We start from the raw sequence: 16,184 nt of genomic DNA, 5'->3' as shown, positions 1-16,184 counted from the left end.
CGAAATTCAACATATCGTGTAGAGATTCTCAGTGACACAAGCAGCACAGTGGCGCCACCTTAACCCTTTTTCCGGAATGTGCCAATGCTTCTTGCGAAGGTTTCTTTAATTTCGGGATCGGCGGTGTGACAGTTCGTCGCCAGAGTCCGCAAATCCAGGGTGTTCGGCGAGAATTGCACCGCGCACTTTGAACGCGGCGGCGCGACCGGTAAGATGCCGGACAGAATTTTTCCACCTCGCTATTCAGGACACCCGCCATGAGCATCAAATCGGACAAGTGGATTCGCCGCATGGCGCAGGAACACGGCATGATCGAACCGTTCGTCGAGCGCCAGGTGCGTGGCAGTGACGACAACCGCGTGATCTCCTATGGCGTGTCGAGCTACGGCTACGATGTGCGTTGCACCAGCCACTTCAAGGTGTTCACCAACATCAACTCGGCCATCGTCGATCCGAAAAACTTCGACGCCGGCAGCTTCGTCGACATCCATAGTGACGTCTGCATCATTCCGCCGAACTCCTTCGCCCTGGCCAGCACCGTCGAATACTTCCGTATTCCACGCAATGTGCTGACCATCTGCCTGGGTAAAAGCACCTACGCGCGTTGCGGCATTATCGTCAACGTCACCCCGCTCGAGCCTGAGTGGGAAGGTCACGTGACCCTGGAATTCTCCAACACCACCAATCTGCCGGCAAAAATCTACGCCAACGAAGGCGTGGCGCAGATGCTCTTTCTTGAATCCGACGAGGAATGTGAAGTTTCCTACAAGGATCGCGGCGGCAAGTATCAGGGCCAGCGTGGCGTGACTCTGCCGCGTACCTGATTCGTCCATCCGGCGGATGTCGGGAATTCTTTGGCGGGTAGACACTCTATGGGGTGTACTGCCCGTTTTTGTGTCTGGCAAAACGGGCCTTCGCCGAGGAGTGCCCCATGAAGATCGATCCGCATATCAGTGCCGAACTGGCAAGGCTTGAGCCCAATCAGATTGGCGTTTTAGCCTGGTCCTTGTTGGCACATCCGCCCATCAGCATGGCCGGCGGGATTCCTGGTCAGCCTGATCCCGACACCCCCAACGAACAACCGACCGAGCCGGGCGAACCGACCCTTCCGGATGAGCCGCCACCGGCACCTGTCGCCTGATTTGCACTAAAAAACGCGCTGAATGACGCGCTAAATGAATGGTCGGTCAGTAGAGGTCCGTAAAGACTTCAACTGACTGGCCAAATTTCGTTGTCACCGATAACAAAAATCCTGCAGGTTTCGTCGCGGTTGACCTGATAACCACCGGTGAACGCACCGAACGCCGGCATCAGGCTGATGCGCTCGCCGAGTTTGAAACAGGCCAGACGCAAGCTCTGCCGGCCTTTGCCGTGCAGCCGATAGACCGGATGCACATGCCCGGCCAGCACGTGTCTTTCGGCGTGGGGATCGGGCTCGTGTTGCAAGGCGAACGGGCCAAGCAACAGCGGCTCCGGCACCACGCGAATGTTCAACGATGCGGGCGGGTCACCCGCGCGTTTGTCGTGATTGCCGCGAATCAGCGTCATCGGCAGATCAGCGTGGCGCGACCGCCATTCGGACAGCGCGTTTAACGTGCCTGGCGCATGGGAGCCCGGGCCATGGAGAAAATCGCCAAGAAAGATCAGTTGCCGACAGGGCAGTTTCGCCAACAGTCGATCAATCACGGCGATGTTGCTCGCCGTCGTGCCTTGCGGAACCGGCTGACCGAGGCTGCGATAGGCGGCAGCCTTGCCGAAATGCACATCGGCGATTAACAGCGCTTGCTGCTCCGGCCAATACAGGGCCTTTTCCGGTAACAACCAGAGCTCCTCACCGGCCAGACGAACGGGGTAGGGCGCATTCATCAGCCCTTGCCCTTGTCGGCTGATTGCTCCAGATCACCCACCATCCGTCTGATCCGGTCAGCGAGTTTTTCCGAGCTCATGCTCTCGCGCATGCGTTCCACCAGCAGCGGAAAGCCTAAGGGTGTAGGACGTTTGATCAGGTGTACGTCGAGTTTCATGCGATTGATGTGCTCCAGCGTCTGTTCGAGCCTGTGAATATCCAGTTCCTCTCGCAGGACTTCTTCCCCGGCCTGCGCCAGCAGCAGGTTGTCGGCGTCATATTGTTTGAAAACCTCGAAAAACAAACCGCTGGAGGCCTGCACCTGGCGGGTACTTTTTGGCGCGCCGGGGTAGCCGGCGAACACCAGCCCGGCAATTCGGGCTATTTCGCGAAAACGTCGCAGGGCCAGTTCACCGGCGTTGAGGCTGGCCAGCACATCGCGCAGCAGATGTTCGGGGCTGAACAGTTCGGCATCAAGTTGCTGCGACCAATCAACCGGTGTGGCACTGAGCAACTCCAGACCGTAATCGTTGACCGCGATCGAGAACGTCACCGGCTGACGCTGACTGGCACGCCACGCGAGCAGACTGGCGAGCCCCAGGTGCACTTGGCGACCGGCAAACGGATAGAGGAAAAGGTGCCAGCCTTCGCGGGATTTCAGTACTTCGACCAGTAAGTTGTGCGTCGTGGGCAGGCCAGACCAGCGCGCCTGGGTTTCCAGCAAAGGGCGCAGCGCCTGCATTTCCGGCCCGACAAAATCACCCTGTGCGGCGGCGGTGAAGCGTGTCACTACCGCCTCGGCCAATTCATTGGAAAGCGGCATGCGCCCGCCATTCCAGCGCGGTACGGCGGCTTTTTTCGCGGTGCTGCGTTTGACGTAGGCGGTCATGTTCTCCACACGTACCAGCTCCAGCAAACGTCCGGCAAACAGAAAGCCATCACCGGGCTTGAGCCGCGCAATAAAACCTTCTTCGACGCTGCCCAGTTGCTTGCCGCCGCCACCCTTGCTCCAGAACTTCAGCTGAATGCTCGCGTCGCTGACGATGGTGCCGATGCTCATGCGGTGCCGCCGCGCCAGGCGCGCATCTGGCACGCGCCAGACACCGTGCTCATCCGGTTCGACTCGTCGGTAATCCGGATACGCCGTCAGAGACATCCCGCCATGACGTACGAATGCCAGCGCCCACGCCCAATCCGCCTGCGTCAGATCACGATAAGCCCAGGCGCCGCGGACTTCTTCGTACAGCTCCTCGGGGATAAATCCGCCACCCAGCGCCATGCTGACCAAATGTTGCACCAGCACATCCAGCGGTTTGAGTGGTGAGCGTCGCGGTTCGATACGCCGTTGCGCCACGGCATCGCGGGCAGCGACAGCTTCGATCAGCTCGAGGCTGTGGGTGGGCACCAGCGTCACCCGCGAGGTACGTCCCGGTGCATGTCCGGAACGCCCGGCGCGCTGCATCAGGCGGGCGACACCCTTGGCCGAACCGATTTGCAGCACGCGCTCCACCGGCAAAAAATCCACGCCCAGATCCAGGCTGGACGTGCAGACCACGGCCTTCAAATGGCCGTCCTTCAATGCCTGCTCTACCCAGTCGCGGGTGTCACGGGACAATGAGCTGTGGTGCAAAGCGATTAACCCGGCCCAGTCCGGCCGCGCTTCAAGCAGCGCTTGATACCAGATTTCCGACTGCGCCCGGGTATTGGTGAACACCAGGCTACTGGCGCAGGCGTCGAGTTCGGCGACTACTTGCGGGAGCATCTTCAGACCGATGTGTCCGGCCCAGGGAAAGCGTTCGATGGTCGGTGGGAGGAGGGTGTCGACCTTGAGGGTTTTTTCACTCTGGCCCTGAATGCTGACGCCACCGCCCTGTGGGATAAGCACCTGCTCGGCGTGGGATTGATTACCGAGCGTGGCGGAGACGCCCCAGACGATCAGGTCTGCCTGCCAATAACGCAGGCGGGCGAGGGCCAGTTGCAGTTGCACGCCGCGTTTATTGCCGAGCAATTCGTGCCATTCGTCCACGACGATCATGCGCAGGGTCGACAGTGCGCTGTGTGCGTCGGCGCGGGCGAGTAGCAGCGTCAGGCTTTCCGGGGTGGTAATCAGCGTGGTCGGCAGACGTCGGCTCTGGCGCGCACGTTCGCTGCTGCTGGTGTCGCCGGTGCGCAGGCCGATGCTCCACGGGATCTGCAGATCGGTCACCGGCGTTTGCAAAGCGCGGGCGGTGTCGGCGGCGAGGGCGCGCATCGGCGTGATCCACAGCACGGTCAGGGGGGCGGCAACGGGTTTGCGTTTGCGCACCGTTTCAACAACCGGCGCGGATCGAGCGAAACGGTTGAGCGCGGCAAACCACACCGCATAGGTTTTACCGGCGCCGGTGCTGGCGTGGAGCAGTCCTGACTGGCCGTTTTTTACGGCGGCCCAGACCTGTTTCTGAAAGACGAAGGGTTTCCAGGTACGGGCGCTGAACCAGGTGTTTGCAAGGTCGGGAGATTTCGCCATGCCGGCTGCGCGCGCTCTGGAGGGGTTCTTCCAATGACCGCAGCGTGGCAGGACAAGTTTAATTTTGTGGGTGATGGATTTCCCGTGGAAGCGAGCCTGCTCGCGAAGGGGGCAGAACATTCACAATCAATGTGACTGACAGACCGCTTTCGCGAGCAGGCTCGCTCCCACAGGGTTTACGTGTGTAGCTTATTTCAGGTTGCCACTGAGGAATTGCTTCAGGCGTTCGTTTTTTGGATTGCCCAACACGTCTTCGGGGGCACCTTCCTCTTCCACCAAGCCCTGATGCAGAAACAACACCTGGCTGGACACCTTGCGGGCAAAGCTCATCTCGTGCGTCACCATGATCATCGTCCGGCCTTCTTCCGCCAGACCCTGGATCACCTTCAGCACTTCACCCACCAGCTCCGGGTCCAGTGCCGAGGTCGGTTCGTCGAACAGCATGACTTCCGGCTCCATCGCCAATGCCCGGGCGATTGCCACGCGTTGCTGCTGGCCACCGGAGAGAAACGCCGGGTACTGATCCGCCACGCGTGCCGGCAAGCCGACCTTGTCCAGATAGCGCCGCGCGCGATCCTCGGCTTCCTGTTTGCTGCAACCCAGCACCCGGCGCGGGGCCATGGTGATGTTTTCCAGCACGGTCATGTGGCTCCACAGGTTGAAGTGCTGAAACACCATCGCCAGTCGCGTGCGCAGGCGTTGCAGCTCACTTGCGTCAGCGACGTGCATGCCGTGATGGTCGGTGACCATGCGGATGGCCTGGTCATCAAGGCTCATGGCGCCGGCGTTGGGTTGTTCGAGAAAGTTGATGCAGCGTAAAAACGTGCTTTTGCCCGAGCCGCTGGCGCCGATCAGGCTGATCACGTCGCCGGTCCTGGCCTTGAGCGACACGCCTTTGAGCACCTGATGGTCGCCATAGCTTTTGTGCAGGCCTTCAACGGTCAGTTTGTACATGGGACAGACATCCTCAAGGCGAAAGTAGGTAGCCGCTGCGATAGGCTTCGGCGCCCGCGACGTGGGCGATCACCATGCCGGCCGTGGCCATGCGCCGCAGCGAACGGGCGTACATCAGGCCGGCAGTGGTGCAATGAACGGGGGTGATGCGATCGTTGATCGGGTCGATGATTTCGGCGATCTGTTGGCCCGCCTCCAGGTATTGCCCCGCCGTGGCGGTGTACACCAGCAGGCCGCCGACCGGCGTGGTCACTGGTTCCACCCCGGCCAGTGGCGTGGCGGGGTACGGCAATGGCGGCTGCGGTTTTGTCTCACCGACGATGGCATCGGACTGGATCAGATAATCTATCAGCGCCTGACAGTCGCGGCTGGCCATGGGGTGATTGACATCGCCCTGACCGCGCAACTCTACGGTCACTGAAAAACTGCCCAGCGGAATCTCGAACTGTTCGCCGAAACGTTTCCGCAGTTGCCACCACAGCAGGGTGAAACACTCATCGAACGACTGTCCGCCGGAGTCAGTGGCCAGCAGACTGGCCTGCGAGCCCATGTAACGCGCCAGCGGCTCGACCTGCGGCCACGCTTCGGGCGTGGTGTAGAGGTGAACCACGGATTCGAAATCGCAGTGCAAGTCCAACACCATGTCGGCGTCGCAGGCCAGCCGTTGCAGGGTCAGGCGCTGTGATTGCAGTTGCGTGCAGGCGGTCTGGCGGGCGAGGGCGTGGCGCAGGCTGGTGCGGATCAGCTCGAGGTTGCGTTGCGGGTCATCGCCCAGCTGGCCCTCGATGGCGTTGCCGATTTCTTCGCTGAGGTCGACGAACCAGCGATTGAAATTTTGCCCGCTCTCCAGTTCGTAGCGGCCCAGTGGCACGTCCATCAGCACTTGTTCGAGGCCGATCGGGTTGGCCACCGGTACCAGCACGATCTCGCTGCGCAAACGGCCGGCCGCCTCCAGCTCGGCAAGGCGCTGCTTGAGATGCCAGGCCACGAGCATGCCGGGCAATTCATCGGCATGCAGCGAGGACTGGATGTAGACCTTGCCTCTGGCCTGTTCCGGGCCAAAGTGAAAACTGTGAATCTGTCGTGCGGTCCCCGGCAGCGGGGCCAGCAGGTCATGTATCTGGTGTCGCATGTTCTTTCTCTTTAATCCTGAGAGCGGGGCTTAGTGAGTCGGTCCGAGGAAGGCCAGCCATCGGCGTTCGGCGAGGCGAAACAGGCCAACCAGCGCAAAAGTAATGGTCAGGTAAATCAGCGCGGCGATGCCGAACGATTGAAAAGTCAGAAAGGTCGCCGAGTTGGCGTCCCGGGCGACTTTCAGGATGTCGGGGACGGTCGCGGTGAAGGCCACGGTGGTCGAGTGCAGCATCAGAATCACTTCGTTGCTGTAGTAAGGCAACGAACGACGTAGGGCCGAAGGCATGATCACGTAGGCATACAGCTTCCACCCGGTCAGACCGTAGGCCTTGGCCGCTTCGACTTCGCCGTGGTTCATGCTGCGGATCGACCCGGCGAAAATCTCCGTGGTGTAGGCGCAGGTGTTCAGGGCGAACGCGAGGATCGTGCAGTTCATCGCATCGCGAAAGAAGCTGTCGAGGATCGGCTGCTCGCGAACGGCGGCGAGGCTGTAGATGCCGGTGTAGCAAATCAGCAGTTGAATGTAGAGCGGCGTGCCACGGAACAGGTAGGTGTAGAACTGAACCGGCCAGCGGATATAGAAGTGCGGGGAAACCCGAGCGATCGACAGCGGAATCGACACAATGAAACCGATGAAGATCGAAGCGCTGAGCAGCCACATCGTCATCGCCAGCCCGGTGATGTTCTGGCCGTCGGTATAAAGGAAGGCTTTCCAGTATTCCTGCAGGAGTTCGATCATCGTACGGCCTCCCGGGAACCGGCGGCATAACGGCGTTCAAGCCGGCGCAGGATGAAATTCGAGGCACTGGTGATCAGCAGATAGATCAACGCGGCGAGTACCAGGAAGTAGAACAGTTGATAAGTGCTTTTACCGGCGTCCTGCGCGGCTTTGACCAGATCGGCCAGACCGATGATCGACACCAGCGCCGTGGCCTTGAGCATCACCATCCAGTTGTTGCCGATGCCCGGCAGGGCGAAGCGCATCATTTGCGGGAACACCACGAAGCGAAAGCGCTGGCCGCGTTTGAGGCCATACGCAGTGGCGGCTTCAACCTGCCCGCGTGGGACGGCGAGGATCGCGCCACGAAAGGTTTCGGTGAAATACGCGCCATAAATGAAGCCCAGGGTCAGCACACCGGCGCTGAACGGGTCGATCTCGATGTATTCCCATTCCATGTAATCGGTCAGCGACGTCAGCCAGGTTTGCAGGCTGTAGAAGATCAGCAGCATCAGCACCAGATCCGGCACCCCGCGGATCAGCGTGGTATAGAGCTGGGCGGGCAGACGCACCAGTTTGACTTTTGACAGCTTGGCACTGGCGCCGAGCAGGCCGAGCAACACGGCCACCAGCAGCGACATCGCCGATAATTTGATGGTCATCCAGGTGCCTTGCAACAGCAACGGGCCGAAACCCTGAAGGCTGAACGCGGAGAGCCCCAGATTTTGTAAGAGGTTTTCGAACATAAATCAGCAACCTGAGCGGATGGAAAAGGCGCCCATCGAGGATGGGCGCCGGGGCATTATTTGCCGCTGTACAGATTCAGATCGCCAAAGTGTTTCTTTTGAATCTCGGCGTATTTGCCGTCGTCGTGTAACGCTTTGATACCTTTATCCAAAAGCGCTTTCAGCTCAGTGTTACCTTTCTTAATACCGACAGCAGTTTTGGACGGCAGCAATTCGCTGTCGACGGGCTTGCTGACTTCGTAGCCTTCGCCTTTTGGCGACTTCAGGAAGCCCAGTTCGGCTTGCAGCATGTCCTGAATGGCGGCATCGAGACGGCCAGAAGTCAGGTCAGAGTAAACCTGGTCCTGATTCTGATAGGCCTGAGTCTTCACGCCAGCCTTGTCCAGCACGGCTTTGGCGTAGGCTTCCTGAATGGTGCCTTGCTCGTAGCCGACGGTTTTGCCCTTGAGGGACGCGACGTCTTCGCTCAGACCGGAACCCTTCTTGAACACATAAGCGGTCGGGCCGGAGAACAGTTCGCTGGAGAAATCGATGACTTTCTCGCGAGCCGGGGTCACGGTCATCGACGAGATCACACCGTCGAATTTGTTGGCCTTGAGGCCCGGAATCATGCCGTCGAAGTCACTTTCGACCCACTTGCACTTGACCTTCAGTTCGGCGCAGATCGCGTTGCCCAGATCGATGTCGAAACCTACCAGGCTGCCGTCGGCCGCTTTCGACTCAAACGGTGCGTACGAAGGGTCAACGCCAAAGCGCAGCTCTTTGTATTCCTTGGCCAGCGCGGAGCCAGCGGCCATGCACAACGCCAGTGCAGAAAGGGTCAGCAATGCTTTTTTCATTATTCAATCCCTAAGAACCAATATGAGCGCTTGTGGCGCAGAATTATTGTTACTGGAACGCGTACGACCTATAGAAAGTAGCAATTTCCGAACCATAGTCCCGAACAAGTGTTTTAAAAGGTGGGATTAATAGATAAGCAGAAAATTGATGCACGGAAACGGGCATCGCAGATGTGATGCACTTTTTGCGTGCGAGATCGTTCCCGTGCGGTGCGTGGAAACGATCGCGGGTGAGGGTCAGGCCAACAGATCCTGCAACGTCGCCAGGCTATCGGCCTCGTCCACAGTCTTGTCCTGTCGCCAGCGCAGCATCCGCGGGAAACGCACGGCGATTCCGCTCTTGTGCCGGCGCGAGAGGGCGATGCCTTCAAATCCCAGTTCAAACACCAGGCTCGGTTTTACACTGCTGACCGGGCCGAATTTTTCCACGGTGGTTTTGCGCACGATGCTGTCGACCTGCCGCATTTCGGCATCCGTCAGTCCTGAATAGGCCTTGGCGAACGGCACCAGTGCGCGCTGACTGGACTCGGGCGGGCCATCCCACACGGCGAAGGTGTAATCGCTGTACAGGCTGGCGCGGCGGCCATGACCGCGTTGTGCATAAATCAATACCGCGTCGACACTGAAGGGGTCGACCTTCCATTTCCACCACACGCCCATGTCTTTGGTGCGGCCCACGCCATATAAAGAATCGCGTGCCTTGAGCATCATGCCTTCGACGCCCAGGCGCCGCGAGGCTTCGCGCTGACGGGCGAGGTCGAACCAGTCCGTGCCGGTCAATACTGGCGAGGGCAGCAACACCGGGCTGTTGCAGCGGGCGATGACATCCTCCAGTTGCGCACGGCGCCGGGCTTGCGGCTGATTGCGCCAGTCTTCGCCTTGCCATTCCAGCAAGTCGTAGGCGAGCACCACCACCGGTACGTCTTCGAGGATTTTCTTGTCGAGGGTTTTGCGCCCGATTCGCTGTTGCAGCAGGGCGAACGGTTGCACCGCGGGCGGCTCGGTCGATTGCGGATCAAAGGCGTCTTCGGTGTGCGGACGGGTGCTTTTCCACACCACGATTTCGCCGTCGATGACCGTGCCATCGGGTAAACCGTGGACCAGCACATCCAGTTCGGGGAAGCGCTCGGTCACCAGTTCTTCGCCGCGCGACCACACCCACAACCGGCCTTCACGCTTGACCACTTGCGCGCGGATGCCGTCCCACTTCCATTCCACCTGCCAATTGGTGGCAGGGCCGATCAGCGCTTCGAATTCTTCAACCGGTTGCGACAAGGCATGCGCGAGGAAAAACGGGTACGGCTGGCCACCGCGCTGAGCATGCTCGTCGGCAGATTCTGCGGCGATCAGCTTGAGATAACTGGCTGCATCGGGCCGATTCGACAGGTCGGTGTAACCCACCAGACGCTGGGCGACCCGTTTGCTGTCGAGCCCGGCCATCGACGCCAGCGCGCGGGTCACCAGCAGTTTCGATACGCCAACGCGGAAGCTGCCGGTGATCAGTTTGATGCACAGCATCAGGCTCGGCCGATCCAGTTGCGCCCACAGTGCGGGCAATTGCAGTGACAGAGACTCCGGGGTTTCACCGCGTAGCGGTAGCAATTTGTCCTCGATCCATTCGGCGAGGCCGGCGTCGGAGCTGTGCGGGTTTTCCGGCAGTACCAGCGAAATGGTTTCCGCAAGGTCGCCAACCGATTGATAGCTCTCCTCGAACAGCCATGGCGTGAGCCCGGAGACCGCGACCGCCAGTTCGCGCAGGATCCGCACCGGCACCAGTTGCCGTGGCCGGCCACCGGACAAGAAGTACACCGCCCACGCCGCATCTTGCGGTTCGGCTTTGGCGAAGTAGGCCTGCATGGCGGCCAGTTTGGCGTTGCTGGACGTGGTGGCGTCGAGTTCGGCGTACAACTCGGCGAAGGCTTTCATGCTGGTATCTCTGCAATGGTCGGAGTGGCAGCGGCGCTATCTTCTTCGTCATCGCCGTATTCGGTGTTGAAGCCTTGGGCATCGAGACCTTGCTCGCGCAGATGGCGCACCAGCACACCAATTGAGCCGTGGGTGACCATCACCCGTTCGGCGCCGGTCTGCTCAATCGCCCATAGCAGACCGGGCCAGTCGGCGTGGTCGGACAGCACGAAACCGCGATCGACTCCACGCCGCCGACGCGTGCCGCGCAGGCGCATCCAGCCACTGGCGAACGCGTCGCTGAAGTCACCGAAGCGCCTCATCCAGGTGCTGCCGCCGGCTGACGGCGGGGCGATGACCAAGGCCTGGCGCATGATCGGATCGCTTTTTTTCACATCACCGGCGTAGATCGTCGGCGGCAGGTATACGCCGGCGTCGCGGTAAACCCGGTTCAACGGTTCGACGGCGCCGTGGCTGAGGATCGGCCCGAGGCTTTCGTCGATGCCGTGGAGGATTCGCTGGGCTTTGCCGAAGGAATAGCAGAACAACACGCTGGCCTTGCCGGCGGCGATATTGCCTTTCCACCATTCGTTTATTTCGCTGAACACCTGCGCCTGCGGCTGCCATCGATAGATCGGCAGGCCGAAGGTCGATTCGGTGATGAAAGTGTGGCAGCGCACCGGTTCGAACGGCGCGCAGGTGCCGTCCGGCTCGATCTTGTAATCGCCGGAGGCGACCCAGACTTCACCACCATATTCCAGGCGTACTTGCGCCGAGCCGAGCACGTGACCGGCCGGGTGGAAACTCAAGGTGACACCGTGATGGGTCAGGCGTTGGCCGTACGCGAGGGTTTGCAGGTTGATGTCCTGTCCCAGGCGCGAGCGCAGAATCCCTTCGCTGGCGCTGCTGGCCAGATAGTGCTGGTTGCCGGTGCGGGCGTGATCGCCGTGGGCATGGGTGATCACTGAACGCTCGACGGGGCGCCAGGGGTCGATATAGAAATCCCCGGCAGGGCAGTACAAACCTTCCGGGCGCGCGATAACAAGATCCATGTCATTGCCAGAATGGGGGGCTTGTTAGCTATGAGGTTGGCGCGTGGTGAGAAGTTCTATGGATTTTCGAGAGCTACCCTCACCCCAGCCCTCTCCCGGAGGGAGAGGGGGCCGGCCGTGTTGTCCGGCGATTTACATCGACCCGAAAAGCCGAGTCGATTATGGATTCGGGTGAGCTCGCTCAGGTCGGTGTATCTCTCGAATATCCCCGGATCAGTCCCCTCTCCCTCTGGGAGAGGGCTAGGGTGAGGGGCTCTTGATCTTCGTTACTTGCCCGGGGTCAGGGTCAAACGCGTTTTCCCATAAACCCGATCAAAGTTCTGTGGCTGCATCGGCAATCCGATGTACTGCCCCTTGAGCCATTGATCGATGCCATTGAGGTAATTCGGGCTAAGCGGATTCCCCGACTGCCCTGTGCCGTTCTGCCCCATCAAGGGTTCGGTCTGACCGAAGTCGACGATAAAGCGCATCGATGGCGCGCGGGTAGTAGTGAAGTCCTGACCCCAGGCAAACGCCGAAGTATTCAGCGTCGTGTGATCGCCGCCTGCCGCCAGCGGCCCGCGAACGGTCTGGCCATTGGCGTTCTTCCACGCATAGCTGTGCAATTTGCCCCACTGCCAGGTTTTGTGATCACCGCCCAACTGACTGTCGCCAGCGTTGATCGCCGCCGCCAAGCTGCGGGCGAGTATCACGGCCTTGTCTTCTTTTTGCGGCGTGCGAAGGTCATCCCAGAACGGACTGTCCTCGCGCTCCAGCAAATGATCGGCCTGCGCCGCGTAGGACAATTCGCCGTTAGCGATAAACGCTTTCCACGCTGGGCTGGATTCGGGACCGAGTTCGTCGAGGAAGATCTGTTTCATGCTTTCTTGCAGGAACAGTTCGTAGATCGCCGCATCGGCCGAAGTCGGGCTGAGCTTGCCGTCGAACGCCATCAACCGCGTGAACGCCTCACGCGCCTTGCTGCGATCGGCTTCCGGCAGGGCATCAATCGCCTGTTTCAGCGGCTGCTTCATGCCTGGCGCGTCGAAGACTTTCTTCAGTTTGCCGGCGAAAGTTGTGGTCTGGTCGTATTGCATGGCGATCACGCTGCGGCTGTCGTGCTTGCCGCTGCCGGCCAGTTCTGCCAGACGCTCGCTGCGTTCCGGCGCAGCCCAGGAGTTGGATAACTGCATGCCATAACCATGCGGGATGACTCGCTGGTTGGCGGTGCCGAGCCAGCCTTGCGCCGGGTCCTGATCGTAGGGGTGCAGCATCGGGTCGGCGTAACCGTCCCAGTCATAACGACCTTCCCAGCCCGGCGATGGCAGCAGGCCTTCGCCTTCACGGCGATTGGGGAAGCGCCCGGTGACTTGCCAACCGATGTTGCTGGCGTCGGCGAACACCAGATTCAACGCGATGGCGCGGATTTCCCGGCTGGCGTCCGACGCGCGTTCAACGTTCTGTGCACGGCTCAGATCAAAAAATGCGTCCAGCGATTTGTCGTCGGTGAAGCTTGGCGTCTGCAAGGCCAGGCCGTAGCCGCTGCCTTGCGCCGCAGCCTTGGCACTGTTGAGCAGTGCGCCGTGACGGGTTTCGTACACCGCTTCGCGAATCGGCCGCTGGCCTTTGACGAAGTAGGTTTCGTTGCGCACGCCCAGTGGCTGCCATTTGCCATTGACCTCGTAGGTCAGGCTGCTGCCCTGGCGACGGATTTTTTCCAGGAACAGATCCTGATTGTCGCCGAGCACGCTGCTCATGCTCCAGGCCACTTTGCCGTTGAAACCACCGAGCACCATCGGCAGACCGGCAACGGTCACGCCGGCAGCCTGATATTTCGGCGCGCGGATCTGCACGAAACTCCACAGCGACGGCGCGGCCAACGGGCCGTGACTGTCGCTGGCCAAAATACTTTTGCCGCTGCGGCTGCGTTGCGGGGCGATGGCCCAATTGTTCGAAGACATCGCGCCCAGCAGGTTCAACGTCGACAGCTGTTGGCTGGCACTGCTCAATTCGCTCAGGCCGGGGATCTGCCCGTTGAGCTTGAGGCCTTGCAGCTTGTCGGCTTCGCCCAGCGGCAGGTTTTCGTCAGGCGACGACGGGGTCAGCCATGCAAGCTTGTCGGTGGTGACGGTCTGTGCCAGTACCAGCGAAGCGATTTCTTCCGGCAGGTTGGCCGACTGGCTGAAGTTCAGCAGGACGAAAATCAGCGCCGAATCTTCTGGTTTCCAGTATTCAGGCTTGTAGCCACTGGAGGCGAGGTCGCCCGGCAGCTTGTCGGCATAGCGGAACAGGTAGGCGTTGACGCCCCGCGCATAGACTTCGAAAAAGCGCTTGAGCCGGGGTGAGGAGGCTTTGTACAGCTCACCGGCGCTCTTCTTCAGATTGACCGCGCGCATGTAGCGGTCGGCGTCGAGCATCGACGCGCCGGACATTTCCGCGAGACGGCCCTGAGCCAACAGGCGCAGGGTGACCATCTGATTGATGCGGTCGCTGGCGTGGACATAGCCAAGGGCGAACAGGGCGTCGTGGAAGCTGTTGCTTTCGATCAACGGCATGCCCATGGCATTGCGGCGCACTGAAACGTTCTGCGCCAGACCCTTGAGCGGTTGCACGCCAGAGGTGGGCGGGAGGGTGTCCTGAGCGTTCCAGGTCTGACAACCGGTCAGGCTCAAAACACCGGCCACTGCTGCGGCAACGCCGAACCGGGGAAGAAAATGTGTGAGGGCTGGCGAGGCCATGGCAAAGCTCCTGCGGGGGTGTAGAGGCTGGGGGCGCAATAAAGGCGCTACGTTAGTGAGCAGGAGGATGCCGCGCAAGCGGGGCGAGTGGTTATTTCTTGCCACTGATCGATGATCATTTCATGGCTTGCCTGGTTGAAGGGAGAGATGCTGAACTGCGACAAATCAAATGACCCTCGCGAGAAAACCGCCATGGAGCTTCAGGCCAACGCTGCACTGATCATCATCGACCAGCAAAAAGGCATCCTGCATCCGCGCTTGGGGCGGCGCAATAATCCACTGGCTGAAGAACGCATCCTCGATTTGCTGAGTGTTTGGCGGCGCAGTGGGCGGCCGGTGATTCATGTGCAGCACCTGTCGCGCTCGCCGGATTCAGTGTTCTGGCCCGAGCTGGAAGGGGTGGAGTTTCAGCAGAGATTTTTGCCTCGGGATGGCGAATGGCTGATTCAGAAACAAGTGCCGGACGCTTTTTGCGCCACTGGGCTGCAAGCGCGCCTGCGTGAGGCGGGAATCGGGCAGTTGATCATCGTTGGCGTCGCCACCCACAACTCGGTGGAGTCCACGGCGCGCACGGCAGGCAACCTGGGGTTTGATGCGTGGGTCGCGGAGGATGCGTGCTTCACCTTCGACAAGGCTGATTTTTTCGGCACGCCGCGTTCAGCTGAAGAGGTGCATGGGATGTCGCTGGGGAATCTGGAGGGGGAGTATGCGACGGTGGTCAGGGTTGAGCAGATTCTGGCGGCAGGCTGAACCATTACTGAATGGGCCGGCCTCTTCGCGAGCAGGCTCGCTCCCACAGTAGATTGCATGGCAACTGAAGGAACTCCGTCACTGCTGGAGCTGGTTTGCCAGCGATAGCGGTGTATCAGGTGACATTTCGGCCGGGAGCGCGGCCTCATCGCTGGCAAGCCAACTCCCACAGGATTTGCGGTGCACACAGGTGTCTTGCCTGGCACCGGTCAACTGTGGGAGCGAGCCTGCTCGCGAAGGCGGTTGATCAGGCGAAGGAATAGTTCGCCGGGAACATCACGCCCCGTGGCACTTCTTGAATTTCTTGCCGTTGCCGCAAGGGCAAGGGTCGTTGCGGCCGACGTCTTTCAGGGCATTGCGCACCGGTTCCTGGTGGGCGTGGCCGCAGTTCGGGCCGTGAACATGGCCGTGGTCGTGATCGTGATGATGGTCATGATCATGATCGTGGTTGCAATCAGGGCCATGGACATGAGGTTGTTGGGTCATCGGTGTTGCTCCGGAATTAAATCGGCGGGGATTATCACGCCATTGCGCTCAAGGTGCACGTAGTGAGCGATGAATAAACCGGTTTCCATTTCCCCCTGCAATCGATAGGGAATCTGCTGCTTCGAGTTTTTCAGCATTTTCACCACGCCTTTTACCTTCGGCCACAGGTTGGTACGGATCGGCACTTTGAAGTACGCGCTGTGTTTGGGGCCGACGGTAAACCAGTGTTCATGCTCGCCTTCAGCCAGCAACATGTCAGCCAGATGAATACGGTATTCCAGGCCGCGCACGGTCAGATCGCTGTCGTTGGGATTGTCGATGCGAAAGTGCAGGATGAACTTCTGCTCGAGGAGTTTGGCGCGCACCACTTCGACTTTTACCAGATGCACGGCGGGGTCGCGGGTATCGTCGGCGAACCATGAGGCGCAGCCGCCGAGCCCCAGAAACAGGAAAAAGGCGAGGGATTGCAATGCGCGTCGTTGAGCAAACATGGAGTAGCTCCTTTTGTCGCTCAGCCTAGCCCTAAAAGAT

The 16,184-nt window shown here is 60.2% G+C and carries 15 protein-coding genes; 3 read left to right on the top strand and 12 right to left on the bottom strand.

Translation table 11 applies throughout. From position 1 onward, the window contains the following. Nucleotides 1–257 precede the first annotated feature (257 nt). Together dcd and IEQ42_RS02175 are read left to right on the top strand one after the other, a co-directional pair. Complete coding sequence (dcd, locus tag IEQ42_RS02180) at nucleotides 258–824, top strand: dCTP deaminase (protein WP_010462661.1); 567 nt, start codon at nucleotides 258–260, stop codon at nucleotides 822–824. 107 nt (nucleotides 825–931) lie between these two features. Further along, nucleotides 932–1,141, top strand: a complete 210-nt coding sequence (locus tag IEQ42_RS02175; protein WP_042557949.1) for a hypothetical protein — start codon at nucleotides 932–934, stop codon at nucleotides 1,139–1,141. Between the two features lie 68 nt (nucleotides 1,142–1,209). On the opposite strand, the gene pdeM is transcribed toward IEQ42_RS02175, so the two are convergent. The 10 genes from pdeM to IEQ42_RS02125 form a co-directional block, all read right to left on the bottom strand. Then, the gene (gene pdeM, locus IEQ42_RS02170) at nucleotides 1,210–1,866 is read right to left on the bottom strand and encodes a ligase-associated DNA damage response endonuclease PdeM (RefSeq protein WP_210702418.1); all 657 of its coding nucleotides are present in this window, start codon (nucleotides 1,864–1,866) and stop codon (nucleotides 1,210–1,212) included. Beyond that, on the bottom strand, nucleotides 1,866–4,352 hold the full coding sequence (locus IEQ42_RS02165) for a ligase-associated DNA damage response DEXH box helicase (protein WP_210702417.1): 2,487 nt from the start codon (nucleotides 4,350–4,352) through the stop codon (nucleotides 1,866–1,868). The genes pdeM and IEQ42_RS02165 overlap by 1 nt, the downstream gene beginning before the upstream one ends. Nucleotides 4,353–4,541: 189 nt before the next feature. After that, on the bottom strand, nucleotides 4,542–5,306 hold the full coding sequence (locus IEQ42_RS02160; protein WP_210702416.1) for an ABC transporter ATP-binding protein: 765 nt from the start codon (nucleotides 5,304–5,306) through the stop codon (nucleotides 4,542–4,544). A 13-nt stretch (nucleotides 5,307–5,319) separates the two neighbouring features. After that, on the bottom strand, nucleotides 5,320–6,438 hold the full coding sequence (locus tag IEQ42_RS02155; RefSeq protein WP_210702415.1) for a succinylglutamate desuccinylase/aspartoacylase family protein: 1,119 nt from the start codon (nucleotides 6,436–6,438) through the stop codon (nucleotides 5,320–5,322). A 30-nt stretch (nucleotides 6,439–6,468) separates the two neighbouring features. Then, nucleotides 6,469–7,179: an ABC transporter permease gene (locus IEQ42_RS02150; RefSeq protein ID WP_210702414.1), complete on the bottom strand. Its 711-nt coding sequence runs from the start codon at nucleotides 7,177–7,179 to the stop codon at nucleotides 6,469–6,471. Continuing rightward, nucleotides 7,176–7,904, bottom strand: coding sequence for an ABC transporter permease (locus tag IEQ42_RS02145; RefSeq protein WP_042557956.1), 729 nt, complete (start codon nucleotides 7,902–7,904; stop codon nucleotides 7,176–7,178). The genes IEQ42_RS02150 and IEQ42_RS02145 overlap by 4 nt, the downstream gene beginning before the upstream one ends. Nucleotides 7,905–7,960: 56 nt before the next feature. Continuing rightward, the gene (locus IEQ42_RS02140; RefSeq protein ID WP_210702413.1) at nucleotides 7,961–8,743 is read right to left on the bottom strand and encodes a transporter substrate-binding domain-containing protein; all 783 of its coding nucleotides are present in this window, start codon (nucleotides 8,741–8,743) and stop codon (nucleotides 7,961–7,963) included. Between the two features lie 237 nt (nucleotides 8,744–8,980). Further along, complete coding sequence (locus tag IEQ42_RS02135; protein ID WP_210702412.1) at nucleotides 8,981–10,669, bottom strand: ATP-dependent DNA ligase; 1,689 nt, start codon at nucleotides 10,667–10,669, stop codon at nucleotides 8,981–8,983. After that, complete coding sequence (locus IEQ42_RS02130; protein WP_210702411.1) at nucleotides 10,666–11,700, bottom strand: ligase-associated DNA damage response exonuclease; 1,035 nt, start codon at nucleotides 11,698–11,700, stop codon at nucleotides 10,666–10,668. Before IEQ42_RS02130 ends, IEQ42_RS02135 begins: the two co-directional genes overlap by 4 nt. A 266-nt stretch (nucleotides 11,701–11,966) precedes the next feature. After that, on the bottom strand, nucleotides 11,967–14,417 hold the full coding sequence (locus tag IEQ42_RS02125; RefSeq protein ID WP_210702410.1) for a penicillin acylase family protein: 2,451 nt from the start codon (nucleotides 14,415–14,417) through the stop codon (nucleotides 11,967–11,969). A 192-nt stretch (nucleotides 14,418–14,609) separates the two neighbouring features. Between IEQ42_RS02125 and IEQ42_RS02120 the strand changes: the two genes are divergently transcribed. Continuing rightward, nucleotides 14,610–15,167: a cysteine hydrolase family protein gene (locus IEQ42_RS02120; RefSeq protein WP_210702409.1), complete on the top strand. Its 558-nt coding sequence runs from the start codon at nucleotides 14,610–14,612 to the stop codon at nucleotides 15,165–15,167. A gap of 276 nt (nucleotides 15,168–15,443) precedes the next feature. On the opposite strand, the gene IEQ42_RS02115 is transcribed toward IEQ42_RS02120, so the two are convergent. Together IEQ42_RS02115 and IEQ42_RS02110 are read right to left on the bottom strand one after the other, a co-directional pair. Then, nucleotides 15,444–15,653, bottom strand: a complete 210-nt coding sequence (locus IEQ42_RS02115; RefSeq protein WP_008083915.1) for an SEC-C metal-binding domain-containing protein — start codon at nucleotides 15,651–15,653, stop codon at nucleotides 15,444–15,446. Beyond that, a complete protein-coding gene (locus IEQ42_RS02110; protein WP_210702408.1) occupies nucleotides 15,650–16,144 on the bottom strand; it encodes an LEA/WHy family protein in 495 nt (164 codons plus the stop codon). The genes IEQ42_RS02115 and IEQ42_RS02110 overlap by 4 nt, the downstream gene beginning before the upstream one ends. Nucleotides 16,145–16,184 lie beyond the last annotated feature (40 nt).

It is taken from the genome of Pseudomonas iridis, assembly GCF_017980685.1.
Lineage (GTDB): Bacteria > Pseudomonadota > Gammaproteobacteria > Pseudomonadales > Pseudomonadaceae > Aquipseudomonas > Aquipseudomonas iridis.
Note: the sequence above shows the minus strand (reverse complement) of the source record. Positions and strands in the feature narration are given on the sequence as shown.